Origin of the sequence: Pseudomonas sp. NFACC39-1, assembly GCF_900110355.1 — a bacterium.
Classification (GTDB): Bacteria; Pseudomonadota; Gammaproteobacteria; order Pseudomonadales; family Pseudomonadaceae; genus Aquipseudomonas; species Aquipseudomonas tehranensis.
In genome coordinates this window covers 144,036-158,115 of sequence record NZ_FODL01000008.1, presented here as the reverse complement: position 1 = coordinate 158,115, position 14,080 = coordinate 144,036, and the positions used below count along the sequence as shown (strand labels likewise).

Here is a 14,080-nt window from a genome sequence, read left to right as displayed (position 1 = left end):
CCTTGGGCTGGAATGCCGGTGGGTGCACCGGCTTATGCAGCGTCGGCGGGGCAGTTGTCGTGGGTGTGTGGAGTTTGTACCGGCGGGTGTACAAACTCAGCCCCCGGCGCGGCTCCCACATGGGATTGAGGTTGTTTCAGGCGCGCGGCAAGCGGATCACTGCCGTCAATCCACCCCCCGGCGTTTCTTCCAGGCTCAACTGCCCGCCCAAGCGTTCGGCGGCTTCCCGGGCGATGGTCATGCCCAGGCCGACACCGCCGGAGTTGCGGTTGCGTGAGCCTTCCAGGCGATAGAAGGGCTCGAACACCGCTTCGCGCTTATCCGCCGCAATCCCGGGGCCGTGATCGATCACCCGAATCACTACCTGGTCGCGTTGGTCTTGCAGCGCAATCAATGCATGGCCGGCGTAGCGCAAGGCATTGTCCATGAGGTTGTTGATACACGAGCGCAACGCCATCGGCTGCACCCGCAACGGCGCGCAGCCACCGCTGGTTTGCACGTCGGCACCCTGGTCCTGGGCGTTTTCGCTCAGCGACTCCACCAACGCTTGCACGTCCATCCATTGCAGCGCTTCGCTGGTGCGTTGCTCGTGCAAGTAGGTGAGGGTGGCGTCGAGCATGCCAATCATATCGTTCAGGTCCTGGCGCATCTGGCCCTGAAGCTTGATGTCATCGATCTGTTCCAGGCGCAGCTTGAGCCGTGAAAGCGGAGTGCGCAGATCATGAGACACCGCGCCGAGCATGCGCGAACGCTGCTGCACCTGCTCGCGAATTCGCTGTTGCATGAGATTGAACGTATGGGCAGCCTGGCGGGCCTCCCGGGGGCCGGTTTCCTCCAACGGTGGGCTGTCGAGGTTTTCACTCAGGCGTTCGGCGGCATCGCTCAGGCGCTGGATGGGCCGGGTCAGCAGTTTGGCGCCGTACCAGGCGGCGACGATCAGGCACACAAACTGAAACGTCAGCGGGACCACCGGCCCACCGAACCAAGGGCGCGGAGGGCGGTTGGGCGGGGTCCCCATGGGCGGAGTTTGCTGGCCTTGCCGGGAAAATTCGGGGGGTGGCCCCAAAGGCGGTTTGTCGTATTGAGAAAACCAGGCAAAGGCCAACAGGTGCGCCAGGACGATCGCCAATAACAGCACGCCAAACAGGCGGCCGAACAAGGTGTCGAGGCGCAAGCGCATCAGCCGATGTCCCGGGCGTCGAACAGGTAGCCTTCACCGCGCACGGTCTTGATCAGTTGCGGTGCCTTGGGGTCGTCACCCAGTTTCTGGCGCAGGCGCGAGACCAGCAGATCGATGCTGCGGTCGAACGCCTCGATGGAGCGCCCACGCGCGGCATCCAGCAACTGTTCGCGGCTCAGTACCCGGCGCGGTCGTTCGATGAACACCCAAAGCAGCCGGAACTCGGCATTGGACAGCGGCACCACCAGCCCGTCGGCGGAGATCAGTTGGCGCAGTACGCTGTTGAGTCGCCAGTTATTGAAGCGAATATTGGCCCGTTGCTCGGTGCGGTCGTCGCGTACCCTGCGCAGGATCGTCTGGATCCGCGCCACCAGTTCCCTGGGTTCGAAGGGCTTGGCCATATAGTCGTCGGCGCCCAGTTCCAGACCGATGATACGGTCGGTGGGTTCGCACCGGGCGGTGAGCATCAGGATCGGGATGTCCGATTCGGCGCGCAGCCAGCGACACAATTGCAAGCCGTCTTCACCCGGCAGCATCAGGTCGAGCACAACCACGTCGAAGCGCTCGGCCTGCATCGCCCGGCGCATGGCCGCGCCATCGGTCACGCCGCTGGCGCGTATGTTGAAACGGGCCAGGTAGTCGATCAGCAGCTCGCGGATCGGCACATCGTCATCGACGATCAACGCCCGGGTACTCCAGCGCTTGTCATCGTCGGACGCTTTTTGATCGTCAGAATTTGCAACAGGGGTGTTCTGCATGGGTGCATCATCTGCCAGATAAGCTGCCAAACACAAAGAAGGCGGCGAGGTAGTGGCTCCAGCATAGGCTTCGGGCCGCGAGGCGCAAAGCGCTGAAAGGACGGGGTGCGGCGCAGGGTAGCGTGCAGGCGTGTTGCACACATGTCATGAATGTATCGACTTCGACACAACGGCCGGCATCGTCCGTGCTGCTCGGGCTCGCTGATGATTTACCGATCACCGGGTCCCGCACGGGCGCCTCTTGCGCTACACTGCGCGCCGATTTCGACTTGCCTGAGAGCCCGCTCATGTCCGCCTGCCAGACGCCCATCATCGTTGCCTTGGATTTCCCTACCCGTGACGCCGCCCTGAAGCTGGCCGATCAGTTGGACCCCAAGCTGTGCCGGGTCAAAGTCGGCAAGGAGCTGTTCACCAGTTGCGCTTCGGAAATTGTCGGGACCCTGCGTGACAAGGGTTTTGAAGTATTCCTGGATTTGAAATTCCACGATATTCCCAATACCACTGCCATGGCCGTCAAGGCGGCTGCTGAAATGGGCGTGTGGATGGTCAACGTGCATTGCTCCGGCGGCCTGCGCATGATGGCGGCCTGCCGCGAAGTGCTGGATCAGCGCAGCGGCCCGAAACCGCTGCTGATCGGCGTGACCGTGCTGACCAGCATGGAGCGCGAGGACCTGGCAGGTATCGGCCTGGATATCGAGCCTCAGGAACAGGTGCTGCGCCTGGCGGCGCTGGCGCAGAAGGCTGGCCTGGACGGTCTGGTCTGCTCGGCCCTGGAGGCCAGCGCCCTGAAAGCGGCGCACCCGTCGCTGCAACTGGTGACCCCGGGGATTCGTCCGGCGGGCAGTGCCCAGGACGATCAACGCCGCATCCTGACCCCGCGTCAGGCACTGGATGCCGGTTCCGACTACCTGGTGATCGGCCGACCGATCAGCCAGGCGGCTGATCCGGCCAAGGCACTGGCGGCCGTAGTCGCCGAACTGGCCTGAAGATCCCTTGTGGGAGCGGGCTTGCTCGCGAAAGCGACGTGTCAGTTGGCATAAATGGCGCCTGACACTCCGCTTTCGCGAGCAAGCCCGCTCCCACAGGTGTTTTTGTGACTAGACCTTAAGTACCAACTTCCCGAAATTCTCCCCACTGAACAACTTGGTCAGTGTCTCGGGGAATGTCTCCAGTCCTTCAACGATGTCTTCCTTGCTCTTGAGCTGCCCCTTGGCCATCCAACCGGCCATTTCCTGCCCGGCGGCGGCGAACTGAGAGGCGTAGTCCATGACCACGAAGCCTTCCATGCGCGCCCGGTTGACCAGCAGCGATAGGTAGTTGGCCGGGCCTTTCACCGCTTCTTTGTTGTTGTATTGGCTGATGGCACCGCAGATCACTACGCGGGCCTTGAGGTTCAAGTGGCTGAGCACCGCATCGAGGATGTCGCCGCCGACGTTATCGAAGTACACATCCACGCCTTTGGGGCATTCGCGCTTGAGACCGGCATGGACGTCTTCATGCTTGTAGTCGATGGCGCCATCGAAGCCCAGTTCATCGATCAGGAATTTGCATTTGTCGGCCCCGCCGGCGATGCCCACCACGCGGCAACCTTTGATCTTGGCGATCTGCCCGGCGATGCTGCCCACCGCACCGGCGGCCCCTGAGAGCACTACCGTCTCGCCGGCCTTGGGCGCGCCAACGTCCAGCAGGGCGAAATAGGCGGTCATGCCGGTCATGCCCAATGCGGACAAGTAGCGCGGTAATGGCGCCAGTTTCGGATCGACCTTGTAGAAACCTCGCGGCTCGCCGAGGAAATAATCCTGCACGCCCAGTGCACCGTTGACGTAGTCACCGACCGCGAAGGCCGGGTTGTTCGAGGCGACCACCTGGCCTACGCCCAAGGCGCGCATCACTTCCCCAATGCCTACCGGCGGGATGTAAGACTTGCCTTCGTTCATCCAGCCGCGCATGGCCGGATCCAGGGACAAATATTCGTTCTTCACCAGAATCTGGCCGGCTGCCGGCTCGCCGACCGGTACTTGCTGATAGGTGAAAGTCTCGCGGGTCGCAGCGCCCACCGGGCGTTTGGCGAGCAGGAACTGGCGATTGGTCTGGGCAGTCATGGCTGGCACTCAAGATGAATGAAGCCTTGTTGATAGACCTTCGAAGCACTTGTCGCAAGGTTTGCTGATGCAGCGAATGCAGTTCGATCGAGCCCAGTGATAATGGCGCCGGGGCCGTTATCACTGGCGCCCATGAATGCCCAAACGGCAACTGGATAGTGCTGCCGCATCGTCCGGACCTGTGACTAGACTGGCGCCATCTCCCGCACTCTTCGAGGATTTGACAATGAGCATGACGTTTTCCGGACAGGTCGCCGTGGTCACGGGCGCAGCCGCGGGCATTGGCCGTGCGACGGCCCAGGCATTCGCGGCGCAGGGCCTGAAAGTGGTGGTGGCCGACCTGGACGTGGCGGGCGGCGAGGGCACGGTGCAGTCGATTCGTGAGGCGGGCGGTGAAGCGCTGTTCGTGCGCTGCGACGTAACGCTGGAAAGCGACGTGCAGAACCTGATGAGCGAAGTGATCAATGCCTATGGCCGGCTTGATTACGCCTTCAATAACGCCGGGATCGAAATCGAAAAGGGCAAGCTGGCTGACGGCACCCTCGATGAGTTCGACGCCATCATGGGCGTCAATGTGAAGGGCGTCTGGCTCTGCATGAAGTATCAATTGCCGCTGCTGCTGGCCCAGGGGGGAGGTGCCATCGTCAATACTGCCTCGGTGGCGGGTCTGGGGGCGGCGCCGAAGATGAGCATTTATGCAGCGTCCAAGCACGCGGTGATCGGCCTGACCAAATCGGCGGCGATTGAATACGCCAAGAAGAAAATCCGCGTGAACGCGGTTTGCCCGGCGGTGATCGACACCGACATGTTCCGTCGTGCCTATGAAGCGGATCCGAAAAAAGGTGAGTTCGCCAACGCCATGCATCCGGTAGGACGCATCGGCAAGGTCGAGGAAATCGCCAGCGCGGTGCTGTATTTGTGCAGCGATGGCGCTGCATTCACCACCGGTCATTCGTTGGCGGTGGACGGCGGCGTCACGGCTTTCTGAAGAGCGTAGTGTTTAGCTTGTAGGACTAGGCCCGCACTTGTTGTGGGCTTTTTCTTTGGGGGTTAAAAATGACCCGTGTCAGCCCCTGAATGTGTTTCAAAGGGTGAGAATCGACCGTTTTGGTGACGTTGTCGTACATCGTCCGGAGACGGCCTGTGCTTAACTGTTTCCAGAGATAAAACAGTTGCTTAGGAGCTTGGTTACTCATGGAGTTGAGAATCGACCGGCAGGCCCTGGTGCCTGTCGTGCAGCAAATTGTCGACGCGCTGGCCGGCTGGATTCGACAGGATGGGGTGCAACCGGGAACCCGGCTGCCCTCCATTCGCCAATTGGCCCGGGAGAATTTGCTCAGTCAGTCCAGTGTCAATGAGGCGTGTGAACGCCTGGTGGCCCAAGGAGTGTTGGCGGCGTGCCATGGCTCGGGTTTTTTCGTCGCTCCGCCCCCGTCGTCCAGCTACGAGCCCTCCGACAACGACTGGCTGGAAGACGTGCAGCTCACTCAGGACAGCGTGCCCCGGAACTCGCAGTGGGAACTGAAACTGGGCTGTGGCGGGCTGCCCGAGAGCTGGCGCGAAAGCGATGATTTGGGCTACGCGATCCGTCAGGTCACCCGCACCGACATGGCGGGGTTGTTCAATTACAGTACGCCGATGGGGCTGCCCGCTCTGCGCGAGCAACTGTCCAGGCGCCTGAAACAATTCAATATCCAGGCCGATGCAAATCTGATCCTGACCACCACGGGGGCGACCCACGGTCTGGACCTGATTGTACGCACACTGCTCGAGCCTGGATGCTGCGTCGTGGTGGAGAGTCCGGGGTACTCGAAGCTGTTCGACCTGCTCAGGTTGCATGGCATCGACATGATCGAACTGCCCAGGACTCCGCGCGGCCCGGATGTCGATGCATTTCAATGCCTCTTGGCGACCCGCCGGCCCAGCGCCCTGTTCGTCAACAGCGCCTGTCATAACCCGACCGGCAGCAGTCTGGCCCCGGCCGTGGCTCAGCAACTGCTGCAACTGGCGAAAAAACACGCCATTTTGGTGGTCGAAGACGATGTCTATGCCGACTTCCAGAGTTCAACCCGCACCCGCCTGGCAGCGCTGGATAGCGACGTGGTGTACGTGGGCAGCTTCTCGAAAACCCTGAGCAGTTCCTTGCGAGTCGGTTTCATAGTGGCCGGCTCGTCTGTCATCACACGCCTGAGGGACGTCAAGGATATTACCAGCATGGGCAGCTCTCGGTTCTGTGAGTCAGTGCTGGCCAATCTTCTGGCCAGCGGTGCCTATCGCAAATTGGTCCAGCGTCAGCGGCAACGTTTGAGTGTCGACATGGCAGCGGTGTTGCAGGTGTTGGAGGATGCGGATTGGGAAGTCTTTGGCCGACCCGCCGGCGGTCTGTTCATTTGGGCGCGGGCACCCTTGTGCGACTACGCTGCATTGCAGCGTCTGGCCAAGCGGTTCGGTGTGTTGCTTTCTTCCCGTACAGCGTTCAGCCCGTCGGGGGCTGTCAGCGACTGGCTACGGATCAACGTGGCCCATGCCTGTGATTCGAGGGCACTGGCATTCTTCCGCGCGGCGGCTCTGGATCGACCTCAATTGTCCTGAAAACGACGGCGCTGTAGCTTTTTGCCATTATTCCGACGCCAGCATCTTGTGTTACAGGGTGTCTCGTTGCGAATCTGCGATCAACACACACTGGCAGAGGACTGGGCGCAATGATTTCGGCCGTGCAAAGACGTTTTGCCAACCTGGGTATGGCAAAGAAACTGGGCCTGGGGTTTGTCCTGGTGCTGCTGCTTACCGCCGTGGTGGCGGCCATCGGTGTCTGGTCCCTGCAAACCATCAGCCATCGTTTCGATGGCCTGAAGCAGATGTCATCCCTCAATAGCGGCTTGCTCAAGGTCCGTCTGCTTGAGCAGGAATACGCCTTGCGCTCCGACCCCAAAACGGTCGATGCCTTGCGGCTGGGCGTGGACGGACTGATTGCCCAGGCCAGCGAACTCAAGGCGCAATCGGCGGCCAACGTGCCGGTGATGAACGACGTGGAGCAAGCCCTGGCGGCTTATCGCAAGGCGTTCGACGAATTCGTCGAGTTGAGTCAGAGCAAGGATCTGGCTCTGGAGATGGCCAGTTGGTCAGTGTCCAGCGTTGCCAATAACCTGGATGTACTGCAAGCGGGGCTGGCGGATGATGGCGCTTATACCCTGAAAGAATCCGAAGGCAAGGAGGGCGGCGAGTTCATTGAGCAGGCCAATCAGGTCAGCGAAGTGTCACGGCTGATGTTGCAGGCCATGAACGAAGCGCGGGTGCGCCTGGATCAAAGCCGCAAAGGCTCTGAAGAGGGCGGACAGGGCACGATCGAACAGGCCGAGCAAGCCATGAAGCAGGCCGAGGTGCTCAAGACCACCGTCAAGGACCCGGGATACCAGACTGTGCTTAACGAAGTGGCCGGGCACATCGCCGGTTTCAACGAAAAACTTGCTGAATACACCGGTCTGCTGGCCCAGGAGAAAATCGTCTATCAGCAACTGCACGAGCGTGCCTCCCAGGTCGTGGAGCGGGTTGACCAGGCTTATACCGCCGAAGACGCGGCCATGCAGGCGGAACTGAAGAAAAATTCGCTGCTGATCATCGGCTCGTCGGCCCTGGCGCTGCTGGTGGGACTGATTGCAGCCTGGGTCATTACCCGGTTGATCGTCGGGCCGTTGCGTAGCGTCATCCGCGTTGCACAGCAGATTGCCTCGGGCGACTTGAGCGCAACGGTGCAAGTGACACGCCAGGATGAGATCGGACAACTGATGCTCGCCATGCAACAGATGGGGGCGGGCCTGAGCAGTATCGTCAGCGGTTTGCAGGCCGGTATCGAACAGTTGGCCAACTCTGCCCAATCGCTGTCGGCCGTGACCGAGCAGACCAACCTGGAAGTCAGCAGCCAGAAGGAGGAGACCGAGCAGGTCGCCACGGCCATGAACCAGATGACCGCCACCGTGCACGACGTGGCGCGCAATGCCGAAGAGGCGGCCCAAGCGGCCCAGACCGCTGACGATAAGGTTGAAAGCGGTCAGCAGGTGGTGCGTCAGAGCATGGTGCGCATTGAACAATTGGCTGACTCGGCCACTTCAGCCAGTAGCAGTATCGAAAGCCTCAGCGCTGAGATCCAGAACATTGGTACGGTGTTGAGCGTGATCAAGAGTGTGGCTGAGCAGACCAACTTGCTGGCGCTCAATGCGGCCATCGAAGCCGCCAGGGCCGGTGAGCAGGGCCGGGGCTTTGCGGTGGTGGCCGATGAAGTGCGGGCCCTGGCCAAGCGCACGCAACAGTCCACCGAGGAAATCGAACGACTGGTGAGTGCCTTGCGCTCAGCAGCCCAGACCTCCGTGCAGCAGATCCAGAGCAGTGGCGAGCTGGTGAAGATGGCGGTCAGTGATGCACTGCAAACCGAAAGCGCCTTGGGGAGCATTGCGGCGGCGGTGTCACTGATCCAGCAGATGAACCAGCAGATCGCGGCGGCGGCCGAGCAACAGAGCTCGGTGGCTGAAGAGATCAACCGCAGTGTCACCAGCATCCGCGCCAGTGCCGATCAATCTTCGCTGGCGATGCAGGGCAATGCCGCGTCGAGCATTGAGCTGGCGCAGTTGGGGGTTGAACTCAAGGGAATGGTGGGGCATTTCAGGCTGTGAGCTGTCGGCGAAGCACTTGTGGCGAGGGGATTTATCCCCGCTGGGTCGCGCAGCGGCCCCGACTGTTCAAGGTTTAATATCAGTCAGCAATGACTTGGGCCGCTACGCAGCCCAGCGGGGATAAATCCCCTCGCCACACAGGAGTCAGGCTTGAGAGCCCAACCCGTATATCAGTCGTAAACCTTCTTCTTCTTCCACTCGTCGTTTACTTCGGCGTCCTTCAGCCCTTCGGTCAACTGGTTGACTTCGCCTTCGACTGGCTGGGTGCTGGCCAGAACCATGGCATTGGCGCGGGCCAGGAGTTTTTCCAGGTAGTCCAGCTGTTCGGCATAGACCTGCGGTTCCTGTTGCTTGCGCAGGTACTGCACGCCCCGTTCGAACGCCAGGCGGGCCTGCCCCGGTTGTTCTTGCTGCAAGGCGTGTTGGCCGAGATTATTGAAGAACTCGATGTGCAGCAGCACCAGAATGTGCCGCACTTCGCGGATCCAGCGCTTGGCTTCGTTGGGCGGCAGGAAGCCGTCCTGGGCGGCACGGGTAATCTGACCGTGAAGGGCTTCGAGCAGAAACCGCACATCCTTGGCCTTGGCTTCGGTCTGGATCGGTGCCGGTGGGTTGTTCACCGGAATCGATTCACCCTGGGCGGCGAGCGCATTCAGTTCGTCCAGGCGCGCCTTGACCGCTGTATTGGTTTTCTCCAGGTTCAGCAGGCGCTGGCAGACGTTGATCTCAAGACGCGTGATCAACAGCTTCAGGGCCGGGGTCATCAATTGTCCGGGAAAGGTTTCAGTGAGCTCGCCACAACGACGTAAGCGGTCGTTGAGTTCAACCTTGGTACGGGCCTTTTCCAGCTTGTTGTTTTCCACCACATGGTTCATGTAGCCAATGGCGATCAACAGTGCGATCCCGGCTACGACGAGCAGGGTGATCATGAGTGGTGTCACCGGTAAGACCTCTTTATTGGGGTTCGCATATCAAGAGTGTAGTGGCTTGGCTTTTAAGCGCATAGGCCTGCGCGATGCGATTAGACAGGCGTGGCGCTGCGTATGGAAGTGCGGCGAAGATAGATGCACATTGCCACCATTTGTCAGGCACGACTATAACGTCTTGGCGGATGACAGAATATAGGCGCCAGAGACCGGACGGGCAAAATGTGCGAACAGCCCCCAAACCGGGCGAAGTCATTGATTTAAATAAATTTATATCTGGGGGTTGACGACCCAGCAATCCATCCATAGAATGCGCGCCACTTACAGCGTAAAGCACTTAGCCAAACGCGATAAGCAGTGAATGTTGTACGTGTGTCCCCTTCGTCTAGTGGCCTAGGACACCGCCCTTTCACGGCGGTAACAGGGGTTCGAGTCCCCTAGGGGACGCCAATGCGGGAATAGCTCAGTTGGTAGAGCACGACCTTGCCAAGGTCGGGGTCGCGAGTTCGAGTCTCGTTTCCCGCTCCAATTTTAAACAGCGTTGCCTTCGGGCAGGGCTGAGTGAAACCAGAACCGATATCTTCGGGTACGGATCTGGGCACTGGAACACACACCATGTGTTCCGGGCAGCGTGTCCCCTTCGTCTAGTGGCCTAGGACACCGCCCTTTCACGGCGGTAACAGGGGTTCGAGTCCCCTAGGGGACGCCATTTGCGGGAATAGCTCAGTTGGTAGAGCACGACCTTGCCAAGGTCGGGGTCGCGAGTTCGAGTCTCGTTTCCCGCTCCAAATTCAAAAAAACGCCGCTCATTGAGCGGCGTTTTTTTTCGTCTGTGAAAAAGCACGCTTCAATCTTCGAGGCTCTCCACCAGGCTCTCAAGTGCGTCTGCACGCTCGTTTTCCGGCAGATCGGGAGCGGGAATCATTGTTCGCATCTGCCGCGCCAGGCGGTATTCACTGGGTGTGCAGTTGGCATACTGCTTGAAGGCGCGGGCGAAGTAGGAGGGATCCTTGAACCCGGCCTCATAGCCGATGCTGGTGATAGGCATCTGGCTATTGTCGAGCAGTTCCTTGGCAAAGCTCATGCGTTTGTTCAGCACGTAATCGGTGAAGCCAAGCCCGTTGGCTTCCTTGAACACACGGCTGAAGCGAAACGTGGTCATGCCGCATCGCTTGGCCAGGTCCCGCTGATCGATGCTGTCGCGAAAATGCTGGTCGATGTACAGCATGATATGGCTCAGGGCCTGGTGTTTCTGGTGCCCGGAGGTCAGGCGGATGCTGTCCGGCAGGGTTGGCGCGTGGTCGATCAGCGAAGTCTTGCGCGGGCCACAGCTGTGGCGGCGTAACTCGCATAATTGCACCAGGGCAGTCAGGTAGCGCTTCCTCTCCGTGGCTGACAGGGGCAGTACCATGTATTCCCATACACTTGAGCGCATGGCCCAGACCGCCAGTTCTTCGGAGTGCTGCACGGTGAACATGGTGATGGGCGTGGCAGGGACGGTGCGCTTGATCTCCAGCAGCCGCCGCAGGCCCGGCGTATCCGGGCGATCGAAATGGATGCAGATCATGTCTGCCTGTTCCCCGCCGGGCAGCAGGGCATCTTTTGCCTGGGTGCAGTCGCAAGTGTCCTCGAACTGGCTGACAAGTTCCTGGGTGGACCGATCGTGAGTCAGATCGAACCACAACAGCTTTGGCTTTCTGGTCAGACTCGAGATCATGTGCCTACCACTCAGCGTGATGACTGCCCTTAAGCTTGCAGTATTGCCAATGTGCCATCACTTCGCCGAATAATTTTTTTATAAAAGCCGTTTTTTTAAGCGCCACAGGCTCAGAACGGCAGAGCGCGAATCGTTGCGAGTTGCAATCGCAAGGCGTGCCTGGCTCCCCCCGCAAAATAATCCTAGCGATGTGCAAAATCCTCCTAACGGCTATCCCCACCCGCTGACTAGGGTTGCATCAGGCAGTTGCAAATGTACTGCCCCTGAAAACAACCCTGATGAGGTGCGCAAAATGACTCTTCAAACAATCAAGGCTTCGGTGCTGAAGTTCGCCAAAGATGAAGACGGCCTGACCATTGTGGAATACGCCGTGGCCGGTGGGTTGATCACGGTGTTGGTGGCCGCCGCCTTTGTGCTTCTGGGCGGTGCCGTGAATACCAAGATCCGCGCGCTGTGCCAGGCCGTCAACGGCAACGTCGCCTGCTCATAGCGATAACTGCGCGGGGACACGGCCGCTTTCAAGGAAGCCTCGCTTGCGACTCTTTTGCTGTGAGTACAACGAATCACTCAAATGGACTTGGCGTTGTCCCCGACAACTTAGTTCATGGCGGTACAGCCTTTATTCAAAGGCGAGGTGAAGAAAATGACTCTGCACACAATAAGAACTTCGATCAGCCGGTTCGCCAAAGATGAAGATGGCTTGACCATTGTTGAATACGCCGTCGCGGGAGGTTTGATCACGGTGTTGGTGGCGGCAGCCTTCGTTCTTCTGGGCGGCGCGGTGGACACCAAGATCCGTGCGCTGTGCCAGGCCGTCAACGGCAACGTGGCCTGCTAACGATAACTGCAACAGGGAGACGCGCCATGTCCATGGAATTGCTGGTGTCGACGGTACTGCTGCTGGGACTGCTGGGCGTGGCGGTGGTGAGCGACTTGCTCCGCCACCGCATCCCCAACACGCTGGTCCTGTTGGGCCTGGCCTTGGGCTTGGCCGGTCAGACTTATACAGGCGGGATCAGCGGAACGGGCGATAGCCTGCTGGGCATGCTGGTCTGTTTTGCGCTGTTTTTGCCCATGTATGCGGTGGGTGGCATGGCCGCCGGTGACGTCAAGTTGATGGCCATGGTGGGCAGTTTCCTGCCGGTTCATTACGCATTGTGGGCTGCGCTGTTCAGTCTGATCGCCGGTGGTGTGTGCGGTTTTCTGATCGTGCTGGCCCGCGGTCAGTTGCTCCAGACCCTGCAGCGTTACTGGCTGATCGTGCGGGCCCAGGCTTACCTGGCACCTACCGCGGATGAAGTGGCGGGCAAACCTTTTCCTTATTCGATCGCGATCCTGATCGGCACCTTGAACAGCGTCTACTGGCAGCTGATTGCCGATGGCTGGGGAGTCTAGTCATGCACGTCATCAACGATAGTGATGCCTACCCTAGTGAACGGGAAGCGGTGCAACGCCTGGCCCCTCAGCCATGCACGATTCAAGACACCGGCCTGACTGACAGTTTTCTCGGCGAGCTGGTCTGCAAGCATCTGCACGACGCTGGTGTACTGGACATGACGCGGTTGGTGGAGCGCCTGGCGCTGACCGGCGCGGTGCTGGAAGAAGTCCTGGCGTTCCTGCGCAAGGACGGTCGTGTCGAAGTGCTCGGCCAGCTCGGGCAAACGAGTGTACAGGCCTTGCGTTACGGCCTGACCGAACGCGGCCGTAGTGCCGCTCGCGACGCCCTGTCTCGCAGTGGCTATATCGGTGCGGCACCTTTCCCGGTGAGTACCTATCGGTCCCTGATCAAGATCCAGACCATTCACCATGGTCGAATCACCGCCACCGACATGCAACGAGCCCTGGCCGGCATGGTGCTGTCGCAAGGCATGCTCGATCAGTTGGGGGTGGCGCTGAATTCAGGGCGGGCGATCATGATTTACGGCCCCGCGGGCACCGGTAAGACCTATGTCAGCAGCCGTCTTATCCGTCTGTTCGCCGAGGCCATCTGGGTGCCCCATGCCATCGTCATCAACGAGTCGGTGATCGAGATCTACGACCCGCAGGTGCATCAGCGCCTGGATGATAAGGGCCAATCGAACAATCTGATGCTCAATGAAGGCATTGACCGTCGGCTGCTGTGCTGCAAACGCCCGATTGTCATCACGGGCGGCGAGTTGAACATGGAGCAACTGGATGTTCGCTACGACCCCTTTACCCGCCAGTACCAGGCCGCGTTGCAGCTCAAGGCCAGCAACGGCCTGTTCATCATCGATGACATGGGACGCCAACGCATGGCCCCGGCCGAATTGCTCAATCGCTGGATCGTGCCGATGGAAGAGAAGCGCGACTTCATCAACCTGGGCGGTGGTCGCCATTGCGAGTTGCCGTTCGATCTGGTCCTGGTGTTTTCCACCAACCTCAACCCCCTGGAACTGGCCGACGAAGCCTTTCTGCGCCGCATTGGCTACAAGGTGCAGTTCGGTTACCTCAAGCCCGAAGAATACGAGCGCATCTGGCGCCAGGAGTGCGAACGCCTGGGCATCCCCCACGACCCGCTGCTGGTGCGCTATGTGCTGCAGCAGCTTTATGCGGGCGAGGGCATGCCGCTGGTGCCTTGCCATCCCCGCGACCTGTTGAACATGGCGCTCGACCGCCAGCGTTACCTGGGCGGTTCCGGGCCCCTGTTGCCGCAAGAGCTGGAATGGGCCTGGCACAACTACTTCGTTCAGCTCGACTTCCTTTGAATCG

13 protein-coding genes, 4 tRNA genes and 1 pseudogene are annotated in these 14,080 nt (G+C 60.1%); 13 read left to right on the top strand and 5 right to left on the bottom strand.

All coding sequences use genetic code 11. The features are described 5' to 3' along the window. Positions 1 to 136: 136 nt before the first annotated feature. Positions 137 to 1,180: a sensor histidine kinase gene (locus tag BMY45_RS18685; RefSeq protein ID WP_092400123.1), complete on the bottom strand. Its 1,044-nt coding sequence runs from the start codon at positions 1,178 to 1,180 to the stop codon at positions 137 to 139. Then, positions 1,180 to 1,938, bottom strand: coding sequence for a response regulator (locus BMY45_RS18680; RefSeq protein WP_092400121.1), 759 nt, complete (start codon positions 1,936 to 1,938; stop codon positions 1,180 to 1,182). Before BMY45_RS18680 ends, BMY45_RS18685 begins: the two co-directional genes overlap by 1 nt. A 287-nt stretch (positions 1,939 to 2,225) precedes the next feature. Here BMY45_RS18680 and pyrF point away from each other — a divergent pair, with 287 nt between their 5' ends. Next, positions 2,226 to 2,924 (top strand): orotidine-5'-phosphate decarboxylase, encoded by a 699-nt coding sequence (gene pyrF, locus BMY45_RS18675; protein WP_160893102.1) that lies wholly within the window; start codon positions 2,226 to 2,228, stop codon positions 2,922 to 2,924. Between the two features lie 111 nt (positions 2,925 to 3,035). Here the strand turns inward: pyrF and BMY45_RS18670 are convergent, their stop codons facing one another. Continuing rightward, positions 3,036 to 4,040: an NADP-dependent oxidoreductase gene (locus BMY45_RS18670; RefSeq protein WP_092400119.1), complete on the bottom strand. Its 1,005-nt coding sequence runs from the start codon at positions 4,038 to 4,040 to the stop codon at positions 3,036 to 3,038. Between the two features lie 226 nt (positions 4,041 to 4,266). Here BMY45_RS18670 and BMY45_RS18665 point away from each other — a divergent pair, with 226 nt between their 5' ends. From BMY45_RS18665 to BMY45_RS28670, 4 genes and pseudogenes are all read left to right on the top strand, one after another. After that, positions 4,267 to 5,028, top strand: coding sequence for an SDR family oxidoreductase (locus BMY45_RS18665; RefSeq protein WP_092400117.1), 762 nt, complete (start codon positions 4,267 to 4,269; stop codon positions 5,026 to 5,028). A 206-nt stretch (positions 5,029 to 5,234) separates the two neighbouring features. Next, entirely contained in the window at positions 5,235 to 6,632 is a 1,398-nt protein-coding gene (locus BMY45_RS18660) for an aminotransferase-like domain-containing protein (RefSeq protein ID WP_092400115.1), read from the top strand. 110 nt (positions 6,633 to 6,742) lie between these two features. Then, positions 6,743 to 7,846: pseudogene (locus BMY45_RS28675) on the top strand (HAMP domain-containing protein); the annotation flags it as partial. Beyond that, entirely contained in the window at positions 7,826 to 8,707 is an 882-nt protein-coding gene (locus tag BMY45_RS28670; protein ID WP_370695205.1) for a methyl-accepting chemotaxis protein, read from the top strand. The pseudogene BMY45_RS28675 and the gene BMY45_RS28670, both read left to right, overlap by 21 nt. Positions 8,708 to 8,877: 170 nt before the next feature. Here the strand turns inward: BMY45_RS28670 and BMY45_RS18650 are convergent, their stop codons facing one another. After that, positions 8,878 to 9,636 (bottom strand): VHS/ENTH/ANTH domain-containing protein, encoded by a 759-nt coding sequence (locus tag BMY45_RS18650; protein WP_092400111.1) that lies wholly within the window; start codon positions 9,634 to 9,636, stop codon positions 8,878 to 8,880. Between the two features lie 371 nt (positions 9,637 to 10,007). Here BMY45_RS18650 and BMY45_RS18645 point away from each other — a divergent pair. The 4 genes from BMY45_RS18645 to BMY45_RS18630 all read left to right on the top strand — a co-directional run bounded on the left by BMY45_RS18645 (position 10,008) and on the right by BMY45_RS18630 (position 10,421). Continuing rightward, positions 10,008 to 10,083: transfer RNA gene (locus BMY45_RS18645), tRNA-Glu, on the top strand. 2 nt (positions 10,084 to 10,085) lie between these two features. Continuing rightward, positions 10,086 to 10,161, top strand: a tRNA-Gly gene (locus BMY45_RS18640). Between the two features lie 105 nt (positions 10,162 to 10,266). Then, positions 10,267 to 10,342 (top strand) — tRNA-Glu (locus BMY45_RS18635). A 3-nt stretch (positions 10,343 to 10,345) separates the two neighbouring features. After that, positions 10,346 to 10,421, top strand: a tRNA-Gly gene (locus BMY45_RS18630). A 59-nt stretch (positions 10,422 to 10,480) separates the two neighbouring features. Here the strand turns inward: BMY45_RS18630 and BMY45_RS18625 are convergent. After that, the gene (locus BMY45_RS18625; RefSeq protein WP_092400109.1) at positions 10,481 to 11,350 is read right to left on the bottom strand and encodes a response regulator transcription factor; all 870 of its coding nucleotides are present in this window, start codon (positions 11,348 to 11,350) and stop codon (positions 10,481 to 10,483) included. A 292-nt stretch (positions 11,351 to 11,642) separates the two neighbouring features. Between BMY45_RS18625 and BMY45_RS18620 the strand changes: the two genes are divergently transcribed. The 4 genes from BMY45_RS18620 (at position 11,643) to BMY45_RS18605 (ending at position 14,076) form a co-directional block, all read left to right on the top strand. Continuing rightward, positions 11,643 to 11,840 (top strand): Flp family type IVb pilin, encoded by a 198-nt coding sequence (locus BMY45_RS18620; RefSeq protein ID WP_092400107.1) that lies wholly within the window; start codon positions 11,643 to 11,645, stop codon positions 11,838 to 11,840. 153 nt (positions 11,841 to 11,993) lie between these two features. Further along, a complete protein-coding gene (locus BMY45_RS18615) occupies positions 11,994 to 12,188 on the top strand; it encodes a Flp family type IVb pilin (protein ID WP_047228300.1) in 195 nt (64 codons plus the stop codon). Positions 12,189 to 12,214: 26 nt separating this feature from the next. Continuing rightward, on the top strand, positions 12,215 to 12,745 hold the full coding sequence (locus tag BMY45_RS18610) for an A24 family peptidase (RefSeq protein ID WP_047228159.1): 531 nt from the start codon (positions 12,215 to 12,217) through the stop codon (positions 12,743 to 12,745). Positions 12,746 to 12,747: 2 nt separating this feature from the next. After that, the gene (locus tag BMY45_RS18605; RefSeq protein ID WP_092400105.1) at positions 12,748 to 14,076 is read left to right on the top strand and encodes a P-loop NTPase family protein; all 1,329 of its coding nucleotides are present in this window, start codon (positions 12,748 to 12,750) and stop codon (positions 14,074 to 14,076) included. Positions 14,077 to 14,080: the final 4 nt, after the last annotated feature.

Excerpts from the sequence above, each read along its gene's own strand:
- BMY45_RS18685 (WP_092400123.1), bottom strand. The coding sequence starts at position 1,180 with ATGCGCTTGCGCCTCGACACCTTGTTCGGCCGCCTGTTTGGCGTGCTG.
- BMY45_RS18680 (WP_092400121.1), bottom strand. The coding sequence starts at position 1,938 with ATGCAGAACACCCCTGTTGCAAATTCTGACGATCAAAAAGCGTCCGAC.
- pyrF (WP_160893102.1), top strand. The coding sequence starts at position 2,226 with ATGTCCGCCTGCCAGACGCCCATCATCGTTGCCTTGGATTTCCCTACC.
- BMY45_RS18670 (WP_092400119.1), bottom strand. The coding sequence starts at position 4,040 with ATGACTGCCCAGACCAATCGCCAGTTCCTGCTCGCCAAACGCCCGGTG.
- BMY45_RS18665 (WP_092400117.1), top strand. The coding sequence starts at position 4,267 with ATGAGCATGACGTTTTCCGGACAGGTCGCCGTGGTCACGGGCGCAGCC.
- BMY45_RS18660 (WP_092400115.1), top strand. The coding sequence starts at position 5,235 with ATGGAGTTGAGAATCGACCGGCAGGCCCTGGTGCCTGTCGTGCAGCAA.
- BMY45_RS28670 (WP_370695205.1), top strand. The coding sequence starts at position 7,826 with ATGCTCGCCATGCAACAGATGGGGGCGGGCCTGAGCAGTATCGTCAGC.
- BMY45_RS18650 (WP_092400111.1), bottom strand. The coding sequence starts at position 9,636 with ATGATCACCCTGCTCGTCGTAGCCGGGATCGCACTGTTGATCGCCATT.
- BMY45_RS18625 (WP_092400109.1), bottom strand. The coding sequence starts at position 11,350 with ATGATCTCGAGTCTGACCAGAAAGCCAAAGCTGTTGTGGTTCGATCTG.
- BMY45_RS18620 (WP_092400107.1), top strand. The coding sequence starts at position 11,643 with ATGACTCTTCAAACAATCAAGGCTTCGGTGCTGAAGTTCGCCAAAGAT.
- BMY45_RS18615 (WP_047228300.1), top strand. The coding sequence starts at position 11,994 with ATGACTCTGCACACAATAAGAACTTCGATCAGCCGGTTCGCCAAAGAT.
- BMY45_RS18610 (WP_047228159.1), top strand. The coding sequence starts at position 12,215 with ATGTCCATGGAATTGCTGGTGTCGACGGTACTGCTGCTGGGACTGCTG.
- BMY45_RS18605 (WP_092400105.1), top strand. The coding sequence starts at position 12,748 with ATGCACGTCATCAACGATAGTGATGCCTACCCTAGTGAACGGGAAGCG.